General features: G+C 69.2%; 19 protein-coding genes and 1 pseudogene. 4 read left to right on the top strand and 16 right to left on the bottom strand.

All coding sequences use genetic code 11. The features are described from left to right. Nucleotides 1-61 precede the first annotated feature (61 nt). Nucleotides 62-1,318 carry an HNH endonuclease signature motif containing protein gene (locus H4W30_RS01925; RefSeq protein ID WP_192741187.1) on the bottom strand — a complete coding sequence of 419 codons (1,257 nt, stop codon included), beginning with the start codon at nt 1,316-1,318 and terminating at the stop codon, nt 62-64. 283 nt (nt 1,319-1,601) lie between these two features. On the opposite strand from H4W30_RS01925, the gene H4W30_RS01920 reads away from it, so the two are divergent. Continuing rightward, nucleotides 1,602-3,410 (top strand): FUSC family protein, encoded by a 1,809-nt coding sequence (locus tag H4W30_RS01920; protein ID WP_192741186.1) that lies wholly within the window; start codon nt 1,602-1,604, stop codon nt 3,408-3,410. Here the strand turns inward: H4W30_RS01920 and H4W30_RS01915 are convergent. The 11 genes and pseudogenes from H4W30_RS01915 to H4W30_RS01865 all read right to left on the bottom strand — a co-directional run bounded on the left by H4W30_RS01915 (nt 3,407) and on the right by H4W30_RS01865 (nt 12,518). Beyond that, nucleotides 3,407-3,964: a hypothetical protein gene (locus tag H4W30_RS01915; protein WP_192741185.1), complete on the bottom strand. Its 558-nt coding sequence runs from the start codon at nt 3,962-3,964 to the stop codon at nt 3,407-3,409. The two genes, H4W30_RS01920 and H4W30_RS01915, sit on opposite strands and share 4 nt — an antisense overlap. An 88-nt stretch (nt 3,965-4,052) precedes the next feature. After that, on the bottom strand, nt 4,053-4,913 hold the full coding sequence (gene wag31 / locus H4W30_RS01910; RefSeq protein WP_192741184.1) for a DivIVA-like cell division protein Wag31: 861 nt from the start codon (nt 4,911-4,913) through the stop codon (nt 4,053-4,055). A gap of 54 nt (nt 4,914-4,967) precedes the next feature. Next, nucleotides 4,968-5,243: a YggT family protein gene (locus H4W30_RS01905; RefSeq protein WP_005155180.1), complete on the bottom strand. Its 276-nt coding sequence runs from the start codon at nt 5,241-5,243 to the stop codon at nt 4,968-4,970. Nucleotides 5,244-5,357: 114 nt separating this feature from the next. Next, nucleotides 5,358-5,972 carry a cell division protein SepF gene (locus H4W30_RS01900; protein WP_192741183.1) on the bottom strand — a complete coding sequence of 205 codons (615 nt, stop codon included), beginning with the start codon at nt 5,970-5,972 and terminating at the stop codon, nt 5,358-5,360. An 82-nt stretch (nt 5,973-6,054) separates the two neighbouring features. Further along, the gene (locus H4W30_RS01895) at nt 6,055-6,786 is read right to left on the bottom strand and encodes a YggS family pyridoxal phosphate-dependent enzyme (protein WP_192741182.1); all 732 of its coding nucleotides are present in this window, start codon (nt 6,784-6,786) and stop codon (nt 6,055-6,057) included. Then, on the bottom strand, nt 6,783-7,490 hold the full coding sequence (pgeF, locus tag H4W30_RS01890; RefSeq protein ID WP_192741181.1) for a peptidoglycan editing factor PgeF: 708 nt from the start codon (nt 7,488-7,490) through the stop codon (nt 6,783-6,785). Before pgeF ends, H4W30_RS01895 begins: the two co-directional genes overlap by 4 nt. A gap of 76 nt (nt 7,491-7,566) precedes the next feature. Next, a complete protein-coding gene (gene ftsZ, locus H4W30_RS01885; RefSeq protein ID WP_126733686.1) occupies nt 7,567-8,889 on the bottom strand; it encodes a cell division protein FtsZ in 1,323 nt (440 codons plus the stop codon). 250 nt (nt 8,890-9,139) lie between these two features. Continuing rightward, entirely contained in the window at nt 9,140-9,910 is a 771-nt protein-coding gene (locus H4W30_RS01880; protein WP_192741180.1) for an anti-sigma factor, read from the bottom strand. Further along, nucleotides 9,907-10,515, bottom strand: coding sequence for an ECF RNA polymerase sigma factor SigK (gene sigK, locus H4W30_RS01875; protein ID WP_125689216.1), 609 nt, complete (start codon nt 10,513-10,515; stop codon nt 9,907-9,909). The genes H4W30_RS01880 and sigK overlap by 4 nt, the downstream gene beginning before the upstream one ends. Next, nucleotides 10,508-11,236, bottom strand: coding sequence for a DUF1365 domain-containing protein (locus tag H4W30_RS01870; protein WP_192742383.1), 729 nt, complete (start codon nt 11,234-11,236; stop codon nt 10,508-10,510). Before H4W30_RS01870 ends, sigK begins: the two co-directional genes overlap by 8 nt. A 5-nt stretch (nt 11,237-11,241) precedes the next feature. Continuing rightward, nucleotides 11,242-12,518: pseudogene (locus tag H4W30_RS01865) on the bottom strand (NAD(P)/FAD-dependent oxidoreductase). Nucleotides 12,519-12,605: 87 nt separating this feature from the next. Here H4W30_RS01865 and H4W30_RS01860 point away from each other — a divergent pair. Both H4W30_RS01860 and H4W30_RS01855 read left to right on the top strand, forming a co-directional pair. Continuing rightward, nucleotides 12,606-13,877 (top strand): SAM-dependent methyltransferase, encoded by a 1,272-nt coding sequence (locus H4W30_RS01860; RefSeq protein ID WP_192741179.1) that lies wholly within the window; start codon nt 12,606-12,608, stop codon nt 13,875-13,877. Beyond that, complete coding sequence (locus tag H4W30_RS01855) at nt 13,877-14,662, top strand: DUF1295 domain-containing protein (protein WP_192741178.1); 786 nt, start codon at nt 13,877-13,879, stop codon at nt 14,660-14,662. The genes H4W30_RS01860 and H4W30_RS01855 overlap by 1 nt, the downstream gene beginning before the upstream one ends. On the opposite strand, the gene H4W30_RS01850 is transcribed toward H4W30_RS01855, so the two are convergent. After that, entirely contained in the window at nt 14,649-15,158 is a 510-nt protein-coding gene (locus tag H4W30_RS01850) for a DinB family protein (RefSeq protein ID WP_126733692.1), read from the bottom strand. The two genes, H4W30_RS01855 and H4W30_RS01850, sit on opposite strands and share 14 nt — an antisense overlap. Nucleotides 15,159-15,384: 226 nt before the next feature. Between H4W30_RS01850 and H4W30_RS01845 the strand changes: the two genes are divergently transcribed. Then, nucleotides 15,385-16,692 carry a wax ester/triacylglycerol synthase family O-acyltransferase gene (locus H4W30_RS01845; protein WP_192741177.1) on the top strand — a complete coding sequence of 436 codons (1,308 nt, stop codon included), beginning with the start codon at nt 15,385-15,387 and terminating at the stop codon, nt 16,690-16,692. A gap of 71 nt (nt 16,693-16,763) precedes the next feature. Here H4W30_RS01845 and H4W30_RS01840 read toward each other — a convergent pair whose 3' ends face one another. The 3 genes from H4W30_RS01840 to H4W30_RS01830 form a co-directional block, all read right to left on the bottom strand. Beyond that, nucleotides 16,764-18,155: a class II 3-deoxy-7-phosphoheptulonate synthase gene (locus H4W30_RS01840; RefSeq protein WP_034319228.1), complete on the bottom strand. Its 1,392-nt coding sequence runs from the start codon at nt 18,153-18,155 to the stop codon at nt 16,764-16,766. A 78-nt stretch (nt 18,156-18,233) separates the two neighbouring features. Further along, nucleotides 18,234-19,166 carry a trypsin-like serine peptidase gene (locus H4W30_RS01835; protein ID WP_192741176.1) on the bottom strand — a complete coding sequence of 311 codons (933 nt, stop codon included), beginning with the start codon at nt 19,164-19,166 and terminating at the stop codon, nt 18,234-18,236. A gap of 128 nt (nt 19,167-19,294) precedes the next feature. After that, complete coding sequence (locus H4W30_RS01830) at nt 19,295-20,686, bottom strand: alpha/beta hydrolase (protein WP_192741175.1); 1,392 nt, start codon at nt 20,684-20,686, stop codon at nt 19,295-19,297. Between the last annotated feature and the right edge of the window lie 8 nt (nt 20,687-20,694).

Below are 20,694 nucleotides of genomic sequence, written 5' to 3'. Positions count from 1 at the left end.
TCGGCACGCTGCGGGCGCACCGGAGCGCAGCCGTGTAGGTCGTTATACAGTCACCAACGGCCTATGTCCTGAGGTGCATGGTGTTCCGCCTCGGCGTGCCGGTGGGGTCGAGGTAGGCGGGCGGTGTGAAGTCGGGGAGCCCGTCTTGGGCGATCTGGACTTTCCATTCGCTGCGGTGGATCAACCGGTGGTGCTTGGTGCAGAGCAGCACGAGGTTGTCGATCTTCGTTTCGCCGTGGTGGCGCCAGAAAACGATGTGATGGGCCGTACAGCGCGGCACCGGCATGTCACAGCCCGGGAACGCGCAACCGCCGTCGCGGAGGGTCAACGCGTACTTCTGCGCCAGGGACACGGTGCGTTTCGACCGGCCGATGTCCAGCGGTTCGCCCGCGGTGCCGAGGACGCCGGGGCGGACGCGGGCGTCACAGGCGAGGATGCGGGCGTCGGTGGCGCTGATCGGCCCGACCAGATCCAAATGTGCTTCACCGAGATCGTTGATCAGATCCTCGTAGGACATGGTGACCAGAATGTGGGTGGCTTCGCCTGCCTGGCCCGGAAGGTTGCGGCTGGTGGTCTTCAACCGCACATAGTCGGTAAAAGCGTCTCCGTAGCGTTCGTCCTGGCTGCGGGAGTCGCGGACCCCGTCGATGGCTTTGTGGGGCTTGGCCATCGGATCCAGATCGGACTTCAACCGCGCATAGGTTTCCAGATCGAGGGTGCCTTTCAACCCGAGGGTGCCGTCCCGGTGCTTGACGAACCGCAACTCCGGCCGGGTGTCCTTCGGGTCCTCGTTACGGGGTTCTTTCCCGTCCGGATCCAGCTTGTCCAGCAGGCGGCGTCCGGCGCGGGCGATCTGCCGCGGCCCCGCCCGACGCGCCAACGTCACCAGGATCGCCTCCCCAGCCCGCACATCCTCCTCTGGAACAGTGGACGGGATCCGCGCCAGGGTCCGGATGATCGCATCGATCTGCGAACCCCCGATCGCGCCTTCCGCCGCGGCCTGGGCGGTCAAGGGTGCCAGCGGGGGTTCGGGGTCTCCGCCGATCGCGGGGCCGGGATGCAGCGCCAGGACACGGTCGGCGCGGGCGTCGGCTTCCTTGTCGGCCACCAGGAAGTCCTCGAAAATCAACGCCGACAACGTCGAATGACCACTACACCCACGCACCCCGCGAGAATTGATTTCCGCGAGAATCGCGTTCTGCTCCGCATCCATCTGGCGCTTCAGGACTTCCAGTTCCTGTTTGCGGGCATGCAGCGTCGCGGTGTCGACGCGCCACCACTCGGTGGACGTCTCCTGGGGTGCATCGTTGCTGGCCACGACACCGACACTACTCCGAATCGAACACCTGCGCTAGCCCAAACAGACCAACGCAGAAAAGTGTTCCGAAAGGACCGGTGACGACAGCTGCGAAGGAGTCTTAAAGCCGCGAAGCAGCTTTAAGGATGCGAAGCACAATGAGCACTTAATGGCTCTGATCGAATTGACTCAGCACAGATCCTCCCGCCGTGAGTAACGTGAACAGTCGCCCACCACCCAGGGCCCGAGTTGCCGTCCCAACCACCGCCTCTAGGTTGACGGGTATGCCGATCTGCGAGGCCCGATGAAAGGGCCCGGCCTCCTCATAGCCCTCCTGGTCGTCCTCGGCGGCGTCAGCGGGCTCGGATTCCTCCTGGGACTGGGCAGCGCGGCCGTCCTGGCGGCCCTCACCGCGCTCTTCTGCCTCATGGCGGCGGCGGGTGGACCGCTTTGGGCGGATCTGCGGTTGCTGGCGTGGTTCGCGCCCGCGCTGATCCTCGCGGTCGGGGTGCCGCGGTTGCTGGGCGCGGTGTCGCAGTGGGCGGCGATCGCGCTGCTGGTGGCGATCGTGGTCGTCGCCGGGTTGTTGCCCGTGCTCGGGACCCGGTTCGTCACGGTCGGGCTGGGGCTCGGGATGGCGTCGCTGTTCGGGTATGGCTTCCAACTGACGGGGACGGCGTCGGCGGGGCAGATCCTGGGCGCGCCCGCGCTCGCGGTCGGCGTCGTGATCCTGTTGCGGGCGTTGATGGGCGCGAAGGATCCGGCCAAGCCGACCCGTGACGCGCTGGCCGACGCGCTGGCGACCGGTGCGCCCGAAACGCAGGAGCGCGCGGCGAGGCTTTGGCTCGCGGACCGGCCTCGTCGCTGGACCGGCCGGGTCCTCGGCGGCATGTTCCGCTACCGCGCGGCCACCGGGCTGCTGGAGATCCGCGGGAAACGGCTCGACAGCGAGGAAATCGGCGAAACGCTAGACGCTGCCAGGGAGGAAGCCGTCAGGCTCGCCGACGCTGTCCGGAGTCTGGCGGCACCGGGAGACATCGAACCGGTGCGCCGCAAGGAACTCACCGCGCTTCCCGGTGCCACGGCGAGGCTCGTCACCGCGCTCTGGGAGGCTCTCGAAACCATCCGGGCCGCGGCGATCGAACGCGATGAGTCGCGTGTGGACGTTCCGAAAGGACTCCGCGGAGAACTGCGCCGGATCGAGCTGAGCGGCGCGTTTTCCTGGCGGTCGGCACAGTTCCGGCACGCGCTCCGCTGCGGGCTCGGCGTCGGGCTGGCGCTGGTGGTCGCGAGTTTCCGGCCGGGCGACCCGCTCACCGTCTCGTTCCTGCTCGCCACTTTCGCCATCATGCAACCGGAATGGCGGGACAGCCTCGGCAAGGCCTGGCAGCGGATCGCCGGTTCACTCGGCGGCGCCGTCGTGCTCACTCTCGTTCTTTGGCTTCTGCCGCAAGGGGTTCTGCTGCCGATCGGGCTCGTCGCACTGCTCGGCGGGTTCTCGGTCATGCGGACGCGTCCGGCGATCTTCAACGGCTGCATGGTCCTGATGTCGGTCGGCATGAACGCGACCACCAGGCATCTCGACCCGCGTTACGTACTCGTCGAGTACCTGCTCCTGATGGTCCTCGCCGGCGCCATCGCCCTGCTGTTCGGTTTCGCCGCGATCCCCGGCGTGCCGAAACCCGGCCCGGCGGAACGGTTCGAGAGCGCCGTCGCCGCCACCCGCGCGCTGCTCGGCTCGGTGGCCCGGAAACTGCGCGGCGAGGACGTCGATCCGCGGACGCTCGGCCGTGAGTTCCGTGAAGCCGCCGTCGCGCACCACGGCCTGCTCGCCGCAGAGCCGGGCACGAAGGAACCGGCGCCAGGCCAGCGGGACGCGCTGGAGAACGCGGCCGAAGCCTTGCGCGGTCTGTCCGTCACGGCGTCGTCGCTCCTGCTGCGCCCCGGCTCGGCCGGAGTGGCGGACGCCGTCGACGAGGCGGCCCGCACGCTCGGGACCGACGAGGCAGCGGAGATCCCGGTGCCCCGCGACGCGGACGAGGAGCAGCGCCTGGTGCTCGACACGATCGCCGCCGACGTCGTGGCGGTCGGCGAGGCGGCCCAGAAGCTCTAGGCGTTCTCGCGGTGCTGTCCGGCGATCTCGGCGTCGGGCTTGCACAGCGCGCACGGCGTGAACCCGAGCTGCCGTGCCTCACCGATGCCGAGCGGGATCGTGTCCCGCGTTTCGAGCCACGCGCAAGAGGTCACGTGATAGCGCGGGTACTCGTCGACGACGACGACTTCGACCTCGAGTTCGGAGACGACCGCCACATCCTCGGGATCGCTCTTCTCCTCGCCGGGGTCGCCGCTCTGCTGAGGCTCAGGGGTGTCCTCCGCGTCGCCCAGTTCACCGGCGGCGGGCATCAGGACGGTCTGCTCGGCGTCCTCGGGTTTCTGTTCCTCATCCTCGGCGGGTTCGTCCTCGTCGGACTCGTCGGACGAGGACGTGTCCTCTTCAGCAGGAGCCGCGCGCTTCTTGCGGCGGCGCAGCAGGTCGAAGAGGAGCAGCAACCCCGCGACGACGGAGACACCGATGGAGATCCAAGCCCACAGGGAGTTCGCGGTGATGAGCGCCGCGACGAGCAGCCCCAGAGCCGCCAGTACCAGTACCAGGACGATGTAGAGCACGGTGAATTACAACACGAGGGCCAAGCGAAACGGCCCCGACCCTCCGGAGAGTGCCGAGGCCGTTCCACTGTGTAGAAACGAAACCTGATCAGCCCGCTTCGGCCCGCGGGCCGAACGAGTAACCCTGTCCGCTACCGGAGGACGAAGACTGCCCCGAGCTCGACGAGGACGCCGACGCGGGAGCGGCCGAACCACGGTCGTCGAGCTCACGCAGCTGGGACTCGAGGAACCCGCGCAGCCTCGTGCGGTACTCCCGCTCGATCGTGCGCAGCTCCTCGATCTTCTTGCCCAGCGAGCCCTTCTCCGCGTTCATGTTGTTCATGGTCTCGGTGTACTTGCGCTGAGCCTCGCGCTCCATGGTCGTCGCCTTGTCGCGCGCCTGGCGCTCCAAGGTTTCGGCACGGGTTCGCGCGTCGTTCAGCATGGTCTCGGCACGCGTGCGTGCCTCGTTCACCATCGAGTCCGACTTGGACCGCGCGTCCGACAGCAGCTGCTCGGACTTGGTCCGGGCTTCGGCGAGCATGCCGTCCGACTCGGTCTTGGCCTCGGCGGTGAGCCGGTCGGCCATTTCCTGCGCCAGCCCGAGCACCTTCGCGGCCTGGACGTTGGGCTCCCCGTTGTCCGGCACCATCGAGTGGGCCTGGGTCTGCTCCATCGCCGACTGCGGCGGCGGCACCGGCGCCAGGCGGCGCGACGGCTCGTCGCGTACCTGCGGCGGCGGGCCGACGGCGCCGGCCTTGGCGTTCTCGAGCTCACCACGGGTGGTCTCGAGCTCGTTGTCGAGCTGTTCGACCTGCTGCCGCAGCTCGTTGTTGTCCTCGATCAACCGGGCAAGCTCGGTCTCCACCAGGTCGAGGAACGCGTCCACCTCGTCCTCGTTGTAGCCCCTTTTGCCAATGGGCGGCTTGCTGAACGCGACGTTATGCACGTCAGCGGGGGTCAACGACATCAGATCACCTCACGCACTCCATGGCCTGCAGGTCCACCGGGGCTTCCCCGAAAATCACCCTGGCGTTGCCAGCTGCATCGCGAAGAACACAACCAACAGCAGCACCATAATCGATAAGTCCAGTCCGACGCCGCCGATTCGTACGGTCGGGATGATTCGTCTGAACAGACGAACCGGTGGGTCGGTCACTGTGTAGATGGTCTCGAGCGTTACCGCAACCCCTCCGGCAGGACGCCACTCGCGAGCGAAAGCACGCACGAGCTCGACGACGATCCGTGCCGTCAGCAGGAGCCAGAAGGCGAACAGCACGTACCAGACGACCAGCAACACAGCATTCACGTAACCACTCTGCCATGCCTCGCGTCAAAAGACGCAGTCGACGGGCCGCGGATGGCGATGAGTCGACAAAATCACATCCGGCTGCGCTCAGCGGTCACCGGGTGATCAGCCGCGCAGGAACAATCCGCCTTCGGCAATCCGTCGGCGGTCTTCCGCGGTGACATCCACATCGGGCGGTGAGAGAAGGAACACCTTGTTGGTGACCTTGTCCATCGATCCGCGCAACGCGAAAGCGAGCCCCGCGGCGAAGTCCACGAGACGCTTCGCGTCCGCGTTCTCCATCTCCGTGAGGTTCATGATCACCGGGATGCCCTCCCGGTAGTGCTCCCCGATCGCGCGCGCTTCCGCGTAGCTCGTCGGGTGCAGCGTCGTGATCCGGCTCAACGGGTCACGCACCGCCGGACGCACCGGCTCGGTGACCGGCCGCAGCCGCGCGACCGGCTCCGGCTGGCGGTCGATCGCCAGCGCTCCGTGGACGGCAGGCTCCGGGCTGGCCACGGAGCGTGACCGAGGCCGCGGCGCAGGCTCGTCATACGTGTCATCGACGTCCCGGTAACGTCCACCCCGTGACCGGGCCGGCGGCTCGTCGTCGTAGTCGTACTCGTCGTCGGCGTATTCCTTCGAGGCGTAACCTCGCCGGTAGTCGTCCTCGACGTCGTAGCCGTCTTCGTCCGCGGGCACCATCCCGAAGTAGGCCTTCAGCTTCTGCAGCGCGCTCATGCCTCTCCCTAGCCTTAGCCGCGTCCCGCACCGTACTCCCCCGCCCTCGCCGCCACTCCCCGTAACGACGAGACGGTATTCCCTAGGGCGAGGCTAAACCGCGCCCACCGAGCAACGCGGTTCCGACACGCACACAGGTCGAGCCGTGCGTGATCGCCTGCTCGAGATCATTGCTCATTCCGGCGGAGATCTCACGGGCTTTTGGGTGTTCTTCCCGTAGACGCTCCGACGCACGAGCGAGTTTCCCGAACGCCTCCGCGGGATCAGTACCCAGCGGCGCCACCGCCATAAGCCCTCGGAGGCGAATATCACCCACATGGGCTATCCGCTCCGCCAAATGGCTCACTTCGCTCAACCGAATGCCCCCGCGCTTCGGATCGTCATCGAGACTTACTTGAATGAGGACGTCCAGCGGGTGCTCGCGTTGCCCGGAATCCAGCGCCGACTTGGTCGCCTTCGCGAGCGCGTCGGCGAGGCGTTCGGAGTCGACGGACTGGACCTCGTCCGCCCAGCGCACGACCGATTTGGCCTTGTTCCGCTGCAGGCTGCCGACCATATGCCAGCGGATCGGGGCGTCCGGCCGGAGACCGGCGACCTCTTCGGCCTTCGCGCCCGCCTCCTGATCGCGGTTCTCGGCCAGGTCCAGCGCACCGAGGTCGGCTAGCAGCGCGGCGTCGAGCGCCGGGAAGGTCTTGGTGACCGCGAGCAGCTTGACCTCGTCGCGGGCCCGGCCGGCGGCCTCGCACGCGGCGGCGATCCGCTTTTCCACTTCGGCGAGGGACGCGGCGAGTTCCGCCTTCCGTGCGTCACTCACGACGCGTCCAGCCACGTGATACCCGCGATCCGGCCCGTGGTGCCGTCGCGGCGGAAGCTGAAGAGGGTCTTGTCTTCGTTGGTACAGCGCGGATCGACGCCGATCTTGCCGACGCCGAGGTCGGCCAGCTGCCGCCAGAGCCCGGCGCGCAGGTCGAGGCCCGGCGTCCCCTTGCGGGTTTTGCAGGCGCTGCCCGGCACGTGCTTCTCGACGTCGGCGGCCATGTCGGCGGGGACTTCGTAGCAGTCGCCGCAGATCGCGGGGCCGAGCAGCGCTTCGGTGCGGGCCGGTTCGGCGCCGACCGAACGCATCGCCTCGACGGCGGCGGGGACGACGCCGACCCTGGCACCGACGCGGCCCGCGTGGACGGCGGCGACGACACCGGCTTCGGCGTCGGCCAGCAGAAGCGGCACGCAGTCGGCGACGAGCACTACGAGCGCGAGCCCGGGCTCGGCGGTCACGAGCGCGTCGGTCGCTTCGGCGGCGGAGGTCTCCGAACCGTCGACGATGGTGGCCGTCCGGCCGTGGACCTGCTCCATCCACGCCAGCCTGTCCTCGGCGAGGCCGAGTTCGGTGGCGAGACGTTTGCGGTTGGCGTAGACGTCGCCCGCGTCGTCGCCGACGTGATCACCGAGGTTGAAGGTGTCGTAAGGCGGCCGGGAAGCCCCGCCCGCCCTTGTCGTGACAACCCGCCGTACCCGCACGCGTTTCCTCCTAGACCTGAGTGAAGGCCCCCTCGACTGTAGTCAAGGAGGCCTTCACGGAACGTACTGGCGAGTGCTACCGCCGCATGAACGGGGGAACGTCGACCTCGTCGTCCGAGGGGTCGTCGTGCACCGGGGTGGCGCGGCCGGGCAGGCTGCCGTGGTTCGAGTTCGACCCGATCGGCGAGTAGCCGCGCGAGCCGCCGCCGGGCTGCGGGAGCCCGCCGGTCATGGAGCCGTTGCCCTCGTTGCGGGCGGACGGCATCGGCGTGTGCGTGCGCGGCGGCGCGACCGGGTAGCCGTTCGAACCGGTCGACGGCACGGGCGTGGCACCCGAAGGCGGGCTCTGCACCGGGGTCGCCCCGCCACCGTTGACCTGACCGGCCTGCGCGGACGCGGTCGAGTTCGACCGGGAGCCGAACGCCGGCGGGTCGAGCTTCTTGTGGGTCGGGGTGCCGGCGTCGAAACCGGCCGCGATCACGGTGACCCGGACCTCGTCGCCGAGCGAGTCGTCGATGATCGTCCCGAAGATGATGTTGGCGTCGGGGTGCGCGGACTCCTGGACCAGCGACGCGGCCTCGTTGATCTCGAACAGGCCGAGGTCCGAGCCGCCCGCGATCGACAGCAGCGCGCCGTGCGCCCCGTCCATCGACGCTTCCAGCAGCGGCGAGTTGATCGCCTTCTCCGCGGCCTGGATCGCCCGTCCCTCGCCGCGCGCCGAGCCGATGCCCATCAACGCGGAGCCCGCGCCGGACATGACGCTCTTGACGTCGGCGAAGTCCAGGTTGATCAGACCCGGCGTGGTGATCAGGTCGGTGATGCCCTGGACACCCGAAAGCAGGACCTCGTCCGCCGAGCGGAAGGCGTCCATCAGCGAGACACCGATGTCGCCCAGCTGCAGCAGCCGGTCGTTCGGGATGACGATGAGGGTGTCGCATTCGTTGCGCAGCTGCTGGATGCCCTCTTCGGCCTGCTTGCTGCGGCGCTTGCCCTCGAAGGTGAAGGGGCGGGTGACGACGCCGATGGTCAGCGCGCCGAGCTTGCGGGCGATCTGGGCGACGACCGGCGCGCCACCGGTGCCGGTGCCACCGCCCTCGCCCGCGGTCACGAACACCATGTCGGCGCCCTTGATGACCTCTTCGATCTCTTCGCGGTGGTCCTCGGCGGCCTTCTGCCCCACCTCGGGGGCGGCGCCGGCACCGAGGCCGCGGGTCAGTTCCCGGCCGATGTCGAGCTTGACGTCGGCGTCGGACATGAGCAGTGCCTGAGCGTCGGTGTTCACCGCGATGAACTCGACACCCTTGAGGCCGACCTCGATCATGCGGTTCACGGCGTTCACTCCGCCGCCGCCGATACCGACGACCTTGATCACCGCAAGGTAGTTGTGCGGGGGCGTCATCGGAGCCGCCTTCCTGATCGTGTGTGCTCGTGCTGCCCGCCGGTCGCTGAGCCTGTGCCGAACCCTCGAGCTGAAGTTCAGATTGAGAGTTATGTCAACTGCCGACGTTGAAGCAGGACGGTATGCACCAGGCTGGCTCGAATCCAGTAGCCACGCCGTGTGTCGCAAAGGTGTTTTGCCACAACATGTTCGCGGGCGCAAGAGCGAGACCCGGTCGCGGCGGCGAACGGCGGCCTGGTAAGAGCGAAGATCAGGTGGGCATCGACATGACCATGACGACGTCCTTCGACGGCGTCCCGGTCGGTGATCCGCCCTCCTGTTCGACGCTGAGCGCGAACTTCTCGGCGCCGCCGATTCCTTCGGCGACCAGCAGCGCACCGTCCTGACCACCGGGAATGAGCCCGGCGGGTTTGGGCGCGGTGCCCGGGTACATGAGCCAGGCCTGGTAGATCCGGCCTGGTTCGTTCTTCGGCAGCCGCGCCGCCATGAACACCAGCCGGTCCTTCGCGCGCGACATCATCACGGTCCCTCCGCCGCCCGCCGAGGTCTCGGCGTGCCCGGTGCGGAGGTCGGCGGCCGACAGGACGTCGGCGACCGGGGCGTACCGCTCCGCGTACTGCGACGCCTGCTCCCGGACGGCGGTCAGCCGCGAGTGGCTGTCGTAGGCGATCCCGCCGAACACGGCGGTGCCCGCCAGCCCGACGACCGCCGCCGCGACCGCGGCGATCGCCCAGCGCGGGGCGCGGCGCCGGTCCTTGACGCGCTCCCCGGCGCCGAACCGCGTCATCGGCGGCTGCTGCCTGGTCGCCATCGCCTCGGCGAGCACGCGGCGTTTGAGTTCCGGCGGCGGGTCCTCGGCCAGCGCGGCGCCGAGCCGGGTCGCGGTCATCTGCAGTTCGAGGACCTCTTGCGCGCACGACGCGCATTCGGCGAGGTGCCGCTGGAACTGGGCACGTTCCACATCGGACAGCGCGTCGACGGCGTAGGCGCCGGTGAGCGTGTGCATCTCGGGCATGGTCATGCCGTCACCCCCAAACAGTCCCGGAGCCTGATCAGGCCGTCCCGGAGCCGCGTCTTGATGGTCCCGTGCGGGGTCTGCAGCACTTCCGAGACCTCGCGATAGGTGTAGCCCTGGTAGTAGGCGAGCAGCACGGATTCCCGTTGCAGCTCGGTCAAGGTCGTAAGACAGCGGCGCACCTGCGAACGTTCCCAGCGGGCCGCGACGGCCTCGGCCACCTCGTCGAACGGCCGGGCGCGGGCGGCCTCGAAGGTCGCCTTGACCTCGCGATCCGAACTGGCGCGCGCCGAGCGGACGCGGTCGACGGCGCGGCGGTGCGCGAGCGTCATGGCCCAGTTCAGCGCGCTCCCCCGCTCCGGGGAGTAGCGCGTGGCCGTGCGCCACAGCTCCACCATGACCTCCTGGGTGACCTCTTCGGACTGCGCGGCGTCACGGAGGATCCGCCGCACGAGGCCGAGGACCGGGCCGGCGAGCCGGTCGTACAAGGCGTCGAAGGCGCGCTCGTCGCCCTTCGCGACCCGGACGAGCAGATCCTCGGCCGTCGGTCCGGCCGGTTCACCGTCGCCGGGAACGGGCGCCATCCGGCGCGGGCGTGCCGATTCATCCATCAAGCGTGCCTCCGGCCGTCCGCGGCGTCCGCTGGGTGATCGGCGCCTTCTTCAACCACAGTTTGACGCCATGCCGCCGGATCAGCGCGGAGACCCGATACGGCATGAGCGGGCGGGTGATCAGCATGTGCGCCAGCCACCCGGCGGTGGCGGGCCGCCGCACCCCGCGCAGTGACGCGGTCAGCGGCGTCCGCCCGTCGTGACGGAGGGCGATCTTGACCGAGAGCAGCGACCCGGGCCTCGGCACCTCCATGCGGTACTCGCCGTCCATCGACTGGAACGGCGAGACGTAGAACTCCTTGTCCGCGAAGGCGTTCCCGTCGGCGTCGGGCCGAAGGAGGTACGCGTGCCTGCCGCCGTAGGTGTTGTGGACCTCGGCGACGACGCATTCGAGCTCCCCGCCGGGCCGGTGGCACCAGTACAGGGTGATCGGGTTGAAGTTGTGGCCGAGCATCCGCGCCCCGGCCAGCATCAGCACCCGGCCGCCGCGGAGGTCGACGTCGCGCGCCGCGAGCCAGCGGTCCAATTTGGACCTGATACTGGAGGTGTCCCCGGGCGCGAAGTGGTCTCGCGGATCGAAGCGGGCGAAGGGGCGCAACCACCACGGCAGCTTCGGCGGCACATCGAGGTCGACGAACCACAGGTAGATCCGGTGGGCGAACGAGATCGGCGGATCGGCGCGCCGGACGTGCGCCACCGTGGAGTCGTAGAGCACGGCCATGACGGTCACCAGCGCACCCCGAAGTTCTCGGCGGCGCGCACGCCGGACGCGCAGCCGTCCTCGTGGAACCCCCAGCCGTGGTACGCGCCGGCGAAGGCGACCGTGTCGTCGTTCAGCTCGCCCAGCCGACGCTGGGCAGCCACGGATGCCGGGGTGTAGACGGGGTGCTCGTAGGTCATCCTGGCCAGCACCGAACCGGCGTCGGGCACGGCGCCCGGTTGAGCGTGACGACGTAGCCGGTCGGTTCGTCGAGCCGCATCAGGCGGTTCATGTCGTAGGACACCTGGACCGCGCCGTGGCCGGCACCGCAGAACGGGGTGGCGTAGTTCCAGCCCGCCCGCGCCGATTCCGCCGTCGGGAGCACGCCGGTGTCGGTGTGCAGCCACGCCTCGTTGCTGGAGTACCGGAACGAGCCGAGGAGCTCGCGCTCGGCCTCGGTCGGCGAAGCGAGCAGCTTCAGCGCCTGGTCCGCGTGCGTGGCCAGGACGACCTTGTCGAGCCGATGCCGCGTGTCGGCGTCGTCGCGGACCTCGACCCCCCTGGCGGTGCGCTTCACCGAGCGGACCGGCGTCGACAGGTGCACGGCCGTCAGCTGCTTGGCGGCGAGTTGGACGTACTCGCGCGAGCCTCCCACGACGGTGCGCCACCTCGGTGACCCGCCGACCGACAGCATCCCGTGGTTGCGCAGGAACTCGAACAGGTACCGCGCGGGATACTTCAGCGTGTCGGTGCGGTCGGCGGACCAGACGGTCGAGACGACCGGGAGCATGAAATGGTCGACGAAGTACTTCGTGTACCCGCCGATCGCGAGGAACGCGCCGAGGGTGACGTCTCCGGCCTCGGGCGCGTCGAGGACGCGCTTCGCGTGCCGGTGGAAGCGTTTGACGTCGGCGAGCATCCGCAGATACCTGCCGCGTGCGACGTTGCGCGGCTGGGCGAACAGGCCGGTCAGTCCCTTGGCACCGGCGTATTGGAGCCCGCAGCCGTCGCAGCGGATGCTCATCGACATCTCGGTGTCGCGGGTGGCGACGCCCAGTTCGGCGAACAGGCGGAGCAGGTTCGGGTAGGTACGCTCGTTGTGCACGATGAACCCGGAGTCGACGCCGACGGTGCCGCCGTGCGCGCTCGGGACGTCGTGGGTGTGCGCGTGCCCGCCCAGCCTGTCGTCGGCTTCGAACAGCAGTACCTCGTAACGCCGTTGCAGCAGGTACGCGGCCGTGAGACCGGCCACGCCGCTACCGATGACGCCGATGCGTCGACCTTTGGTGTGCACATGAGGCATTCGGAGCCGGATCGGGCGAGGATTGGATCTCGTGAACCGGCGCGGCATCCGACCCATCCCTTTCCGGTCCGGGAGCGAATGACGACTATGCCGAACAGTCCCGCGTCCCGCCTAGCCCCGTTCGCCGAGCGGCTCCTCGGCGGCTCCCTTCCGGTCGGCCTGCGTACCTGGGATGGCGTACGCGCCGGTCCGCCGGATGCCCCGACCGTGGTCCTCCGCAACCGGCGCGCGCTGCGCCGCCTCCTCTACTCCCCCGGCGAATTGGGTCTGGCCAGGGCGTACGTGTCAGGTGATCTCGACGTCGAAGGTGACCTCGCCGACGGATTCCGCCGGATCTGGGCGCTGACCCGTTCGGGTGCCGCGCGTGGCGCGAAGCTCGGCCCGCGCGAATGGGCCGGGGCGCTGCGGCTCGCGGTGGGCCTCGGCGTCGTCGGGCCGCCGCCCAAACCACCGGCCGAGGAGGCCCGGCTGTCCGGGAAGCTGCACACCCTGCGCCGGGACAAGTCGGCCATCGCGCACCACTACGACCTCGGCAACGCCTTCTACCAGCTGTTGCTCGACGAATCGATGGCCTACTCGACCGGGTACTGGACCTCCGACGAGGACGGGTACGGCGTCGAACAGGCCCAGTGGGACAAACTCGAGCTTATTTGCCGGAAGCTCGGCCTGCGGCCCGGGATGCGGCTGCTCGACGTCGGCTGCGGCTGGGGCTCGCTGCTGGTGCACGCGGCGAAGCACCACGGCGTCCAGGCCGTCGGGATCACGCTGTCGGCGGAGCAACGGCAACACGTCCGCGCCCGCCTCGCCCAGCACGACCTGGAGGAACGGGTCGAGGTCCGGCGGCAGGACTATCGCGAGCTCGCCGACGAGCCCTTCGACGCCGTCGCGTCCATCGAGATGGGTGAGCACGTCGGCGAGAAGAACTACCCCGAGTACACGCGGACGCTGTACCGGATGCTCAAGCCCACCGGACGGCTGGTCCTGCAGCAGATGTCCCGCGGCGCGGTGGCCCCCGGCGGCGGCGCGTTCATCGAGCGCTACATCGCCCCCGACATGACGATGCGGCCGCTGAGCCGCACGCTCGGGCACCTGGAGACCGCCGGGTTCGAGATCCGCGACGTCCACGCGCTGCGCGAGCACTACGTGCGGACGGTCCGGGCCTGGGAGAAGACGCTCGCAAGCAACTGGGACGACGTCGTCGCGCTGATTGGTGAATCCGGCGCACGGGTCTGGCGGCTGTACCTGGTCGGCGGGGCGCTCGCGTTCGAGGAGAACCGGATGGGCGTGGACCAGATCCTCGCGGTCCGTACCTCCGGCGAGGGGCTGAGCGCGCTGCCCGCCACCCGGGAGTGGACCTGATGCCCCTCGGCGGGACCCTCGCGATCACGGCGGGCGCGACGCTGCTGGCCTTCGTCGTCACCTTCGGTATCGCGCGGCGGCGGAAGCGGTACGACACCGTCGACACGCTGTGGGGTCCGGGCTTCGCGCTCGTCGCGCTGGTCGCGGCGCCGCTCGGGGACGGTTCGGTCGCGCTGCGCGTGGTCACCGCGCTGCTCACCGCGGTGTGGGGCGTGCGTCTCGGCGTCCACCTCCACCTGCGCAACCACAAGCTGCCCGAAGATCCGCGCTACGTGCGGATGGCGGAGAACGCCGGGGAGAACCCGGCGCTCAGGCTCTTCGTCCGCGTGTACCTGGTCCAGGCCGTAGTGCTCTGGTTCGTCTCGCTACCGGTCCAGTTCGCGATGTACGGCGGCACCTTCGGGGTGATGGCGTGGCTCGGCGTCGCGGTGTGGCTGGTGGGCTTCGGGTTCGAGACGATCGGCGACGAGCAGCTGCGGCGTTTCAAAGCCGACCCGGTCAACAAGGGGAAGGTGCTCGACAGCGGGCTGTGGCGCTACACCCGGCATCCGAACTACTTCGGTGACGCGTGCGTGTGGTGGGGCCTGTATCTGCTGGCGTGTTCGAGCTGGGTGGGGGCGGCGACGATCCTGTCGCCGATCGCGATGACGTACACACTGGCCAAGGGGACCGGAAAACCTTTGCTGGAGAAGGGTTTGCGGCGTTCCCGGCCGGGATACGCGGCGTACGTCGAGCGGACCAGCGGGTTCTTCCCGCTGCCCCCGCGCCGCGTCACTCCCCGGTGAGACCGTCGGTCAGCTCGCGCAGCAGGTCGAGGTGGCCGGCGTGCCTGCCGGTCTCCTCGATCATGTGCGCGACCACGAACCGGACGTTGACCTTGCGATCGCCGCGGAAGGGGACCTCGTCGTCGAGCCCCATCGCGGCGACGATCTTGCGGCTCCGCTCGCACTCGGCCTCGTAGGCGGCGATCAGCTGCTCGATCGGGGTCTGCATGGCGACCCGGAACTCGGCGTCCGGGTCGGCCTCCAGCGCCTCCTTCCAGACGTCCTCCTGACCGTTGAGCACCACGTTGAACCAGTACTGCTCGACGAGGGTCAGATGCCCGAGCAGACCGGCGACGGTGGTCAGTTCGCTGGGGACGAGGGGCCGCCGGGCCTGCTCGTCGGTGAGGCCGGAACACTTCCACACGACCGTGGCGCGGAGGAAGTCGAGGAAGCCGTTCAGCTGCGTGCGCTCGTCGCCGGTGAGGGGCGGTTCGGGACGCTTCGGTTCGTCGGTCATGGTGGTGCAGTCTGCCGGTTTCCCCGGATGATCCGCCAACGAGTTCCCCCCGGGACGCACTTGTCCACCATCTGTCGCAGAGCCGTGGTCCATGTCCGAACGCGATCCCATCGTTCGAGTGAAACCGGCGGTAGTTAGCGCCGAGGAAACATGACGACCACCCGCCCGTCATGTCAGGCTGGTGCAGTTGTGCCCATCGCCGCCGGAGTACCGAGAAAGGTCACTGATGTCAGGCCTGCAGCTGAGCGCACTCGATGTCGCTTTCCTTTGCCTGGAAAGCGAAACGACGCCCATGCACATGGGGGCGGTGGTCACCTTCCGCCCGCACGGGCAGGTGCACGCGCGCGAGCTGACCACGCTGCTCGCCGAACGGGCGGCCAGGCTCCCCAAGCTTCGTCAGCGCGCCCGCACCGCGCTGTTCCCGCCCGGCGCCGCCACCTGGGCCGAGGACCCGGATTTCGTTGCCAGTGAACATATTTCACATCACCACCTGAGCTCCCTGTATGAACCGGACCCGCTCTCCGCCTACGCCTCGCGCTGGATGGGACGGCCGCTCGACACCGGAAAACCCTTGTGGGACTTGCATCTCGTCACCGGCCTGCCGGACGGCGAGTTCGCGCTGCTGCTGAAACTGCACCACGCCCTCACCGATGGGGCGGGCGCGTACGCGGTCGCCGTCGGCCTGCTCGACGAACTCCCCCGCGCGCCGAGGCGTCGGCACAGCGGGACGGGTCCGCCCGCGCCTCGCTCCCCTGTGGACGCTGTCAAGGAGGCCGTCGGCTCGACGCTGGCCCAGGCAGGCATCGCGTCTTCGGTCGTCCGCGCGACCCGTTCGCCGCTGTCGCCGATCAGCGCGCCGCCGTCGACCGAGCGACGGCTCGGCCTCGTCCGGCTGGACACCACCGAGATCCGGCGGATCCGCCGGGCCCACGGCGGGACCGCGAACGACGTCGTACTGGCGATCCTCAGCGGCGCGCTGCGCGACTGGATGATCAACCGCGGTCAGCGGGCCGACGACCGGACGCTGCGGGCGCTCATCCCGGTCAGCGTGCGCGGGCGGTCCGCCGAGCAGCTCGGCGGGAACAAGCTGTCCGGTTATCTCTGCGAGCTGCCGGTCGGTCTCGACGATCCGGTGGAGCGGCTGCTGGCTGTCCAGCGCGAAATGAGCCGGAACAAGGCGGCGGGCCCGGCCCGGGGCGCTGGCGCGTTCCCGCTGCTCGCCGACCGGATGCCGCCGATGCTGCACCGGCTCGGCTCGAAGGCCGCCGGGCTGGCCGCGCCGCTGCTGTTCGACCTCGTGATCACCACGGTGCCGGTGCCGCCCAACCGGCTCACCCTCGACGGGGCGAAGGTCTCCGGCGTGTACCCGTTCGTGCCGCTGGCGCCGCGGCAGGCGGTCGGGATCGCGGTGGCGACCTATCGCGACTCGGTCCACATCGGACTTCAGGCGAACGGAGCGGCGGTCTCGGACGTGGGTTCGCTGCGGGACGGCGTGCTCAAGTCGGCTTCGCGCCTGCTGGACACTGCTCACTGAAGCGCGTGAAGGCCCCCTTCCCTCGGCTGAGCCGAGGGAAGGGGGCCTTCACGCGCTTGTCGTGGGACTGGTCAGCCGCGCAGCATCTCCGCGACCAGGAACGCCAGCTCCAGCGACTGCTGCGTGTTCAGGCGCGGGTCGCATGCGGTCTCGTACCGGCCCGAAAGGTCCAGGTCCGAGATCTCCTGCGCGCCACCGAGGCATTCGGTGACGTCCTCGCCGGTCAGCTCGACGTGGATGCCGCCCGGGTACGTGCCGAGCTTGCGGTGCACCTCGAAGAAGCCCTGCACCTCGTCGACGATCCGGTCGAAGTGCCGCGTCTTGTAGCCCGTCGAAGACTCGTGCGTGTTGCCGTGCATCGGGTCGCACTGCCAGATGACCTTGTGCCCGGACGCCTCGACCTTCTCGACGATCGCGGGCAGCACCTCGCGGACCTTGCCGTTGCCCATCCGGGCTATCAGCGTCAGACGGCCGGGCTCGTTGCGCGGATCGAGGCGGCGGACGTACTCGACGGCCTGCTCGGGCGTGGTCGTCGGGCCGATCTTGAGTCCGATCGGGTTGGCCAGCAGTTCGGCGAAGGCGATGTGCGCGCCGTCGAGCTGCCTGGTCCGCTCGCCCACCCACAGGAAGTGCGAGGACAGGTTGTACAGCTTGGGGTTCGCCGCGTCCGCGCGGTCCATCCGCAGCATGGAGCGCTCGTAATCCAGCAGCAGCGCTTCGTGGCTGGCGAAGATCTCGGTGGACTGGAGCGAGGTGTCGGTGACACCGCAGGCCGACATGAACCGCAGGCCGCGGTCGATCTCCGAGGCCAGCGCCTCGTACCGCTCACTGGCCGGCGAGGACTTCACGAAGTCCTTGTTCCAGTCGTGCACCTGGTGCAGGTCCGCCATGCCGGCACCGGTGAGCGCGCGGACGAGGTTCATCGCGGCGCCCGCGTTCGCGTAGGCGCGGATCATCCGGCCGGGGTCGGGCACGCGGAGTTCGGGCTTGGCGACGAGCGAGTTGATGATGTCGCCGCGGTACACCGGCAGGCCGAGCGCGTCGGTGGACGCCGAACGCGGCTTCGCGTACTGGCCGGCGATCCGGCCGACCTTCACCACCGGCAGGCTCGCGCCGTAGGTGAGGACGACGGCCATCTGCAGCAGGGTGCGCAGGTTGGCGCGGATGTGCGGCTCGGTGTTCGACTCGAACGTCTCCGCGCAGTCACCGCCCTGGAGCAGGAACGCCTCGCCGCGGGCGACCATGGCGAGCCGGTCGGAGAGGCGGTCGATCTCGGCGGGGACGGTGATCGGCGGCACACTCTCCAGCACGCCGCGGACACGCTTCGTCAGCTCGGCGTCCGGCCACTCGGGCTGCTGCGCGGCGGGCCGGGAAAGCGCGTCGTCGAGCCGGTCACGCAGCTCGGGAGGCAGAGGAGGCAGTTCGGGGAGCGTGTCGACGGGAACGTCCACTGTCCAGTTCACCGGACCAGGATATGCCGCGCCGAAAGCCGCCCGCCCACCGGGACGAAAGTCCCAGAAAGTGGACGGGCGGCGGGCTGATCAGGCGGCCTGCGCCTTGTTGTAGAGGTTCTGCGCGTCCGTGCCGAAGTACGGACCGAACATGTACCCGGGCAGGAAGGTGTAGCCGAAGCTGTTCACCGAAGCCTGGACGCCCGCGCCGGTCGCCTCGCTGAAGTTGAGGAACCACGGGCCGCCGCTCGAACCACCGGTCATGTTGCAGCTCATCCCGTGGTCCTTGGTGAGCAGGAAGTCGGTGAACGTGCTCCCGCTGCAGTAGATCAGCTTCGAGCCGTCGTACGGCGCCGCCGCCGGATACCCGAACGTGTACATCGACTGGTTGCGCGCCTGGTTGAACGCGATCCCCTGCGCGCCGACGACGTCGGTCAGCTTCTGCCCGTTGAGCGGGCTGACCACGGCCGCGCCGATGTCGTAGTTCATGTCCTCGCTCGCTTCCCACTGCGGAGTGGTCAGCGTGCTCTTCGCGGCCCAGGTGCCGTAGGGCGTGTTGCCGTTGTTGTAGCCGGGCGCGAAGGTCCAGTTGGTGTGCCAGGCGCCCTGGTACTTCACGCAGTGCCCGGCGGTGATCACGACACTGCCGTTCGTGCTGGTGACCGCGTCACCGGAGCACGACGCGTTCCGCCCGCCCATGGTGAAGAACACCCGGCCCGCGGTCTGGACGACCTTGCCCGCCCCGGTCCACGCGCCGCCACCGTTGGGGATGCTCTGGATGATCGTGCTCTTGCCCTTCGCGACGTCCTTCGGGGTGAAGGCGGGCGCCTGGACCAGCCGTTCGATCGGCACCGCCGACCGCATCCGCTCCGGGGTCCAGTAGGCCGCGACCGCTTGCGCGTCGGTCGCTGCCTGATGCTGAACCGGTCCGGCGTGCGCGGGACCCGCGACGGCGGTCAGCCCCGTCACCGCCAGCCCGACGAGCGCCGCCAGGATCCCCGTCCGGGAAGCCGTCCTCTTCATGGCGTACCACCTTTCGCCACCGGTGAATTGCCGTATGACTTGCACGACATTTCGAAAGTATTTGTCCTGCTACCGGGCGTACAAGCGGCCGTTCGGCCGCATCCGGGGTGGCGTATGGGCCGTTCGGTCTAGCGGCAGTGCGCGTCGGCCGCCGGGAGGGCGCCGTCCCGCAGGTACCGGAGCACGAAGTCGTTCCCGCAGGCGTTCCCCATGGTGAAGACGCCGTGCCCGCCCGCGTCCACGGTGACGAACTTCGCCCGCGCGCCCAGCGCCGACCGCATCTCGCGGGCGCCGACGAGCGGCGTCGCCGGATCGCGCAGGTTCTGCACCAGCAGGATGTTCGACGGGCCGCGGTCGTGGATCCGCACCGGAGGCTCGCGGCGTTCGACCGGCCAGAACGCGCAAGGCGTGATGTTGGCGGCCGCGGGGCCGAACAGCGGATGCGTCACGCGAGCCCGTTCGACCGCCTTTTGGTAGTAGCGCACGCTTTCCGGCCAGTCGGAGTCGTTGCAGAGCACCTGGAGCTGAAGCGCGGCGTGGTTGTCGCCGTCGATCGGCCCGCGCTGTGCCTTCGCGGACGGAGCGGCCCATTCCTCGGCCAGGCCGGGGAAGTTCGCGTCGTCGTACAGCGCTCCCCAGGTGGCCGTCCGGATTTCCGGACGCTGTTCGGCCAGCGCCACGAACTTCGCCGTCACCTCGGCCTGCGTCCGCCCCAGGTGGTAGACGTCGTCCCGCGCCGCCGCCCAGGCCGTGAAGTCGCCGAAACGGTCATCGAAACCGTCCGCGAAACGCTGATGCGCCCGGACGTCCAGCCCGTCGGGACCGACAAGGCTGTCCAGCACGATCCGGTCCGTGCGTGCGGGGAACATCGACGAATACGCCGCTCCCAGATAGCTCCCATACGAGACGCCGTAATACGAGATCTTCCGCTCCCCCAGCGCATCGCGGATCCGATCCATATCGCGCGCGGTATTGGCGGTGGTCATATGCGGCAGGAGATCCGCCGTCTTCGAGTCGGCGCACTGCTTCGCCACCACCCGGGACTTCGCCGCCTTCTCGGCGACGTCGCGCGGGCCCTCCGCATACGGGCCGACGAGAATGAACTTCTGCTCCTCGGTGAGGTCACAGGTCACCGGCGTGCTGTAGGTGGTCCCGCGCGGGTCGAAACCGATGACGTCGTAACTGTCGAGCAGGCCGGACTGTCCCTGTCGCTGCGCGAGCTGGGCGGGCATCGCCAGACCGGGGCTCCCCGGGCCACCGGGATTCATCAGCAGCACGCCGCGACGCTTCGGCGAGGTGCTCGCTTTACGGGAGACGGTGAGTTCGATAGTCCGCCCGCCGGGGTCGGCATAGTCCAGCGGCACCCAGAGTTTCGCGCATTCGAGGCCCTCGGTAGGCGAGGGCGTCACGCCGTAGTCCGGGCACGGCGACGTCCAGCGCAGCGCCGGAGCCGCTTCGGCGGTCGCCGGGATGGCCATGGTCAGTGGCAGGAAAGCCAGTAACGCCAACGTTTTTCTCATGCGGAGAG

This window comes from Amycolatopsis roodepoortensis (genome assembly GCF_014873915.1).
Classification (GTDB): Bacteria; Actinomycetota; Actinomycetes; order Mycobacteriales; family Pseudonocardiaceae; genus Amycolatopsis; species Amycolatopsis roodepoortensis.
The sequence above is the reverse complement of the archived record's forward strand: the minus strand, read 5'-3'. Positions and strand labels throughout refer to the sequence as shown.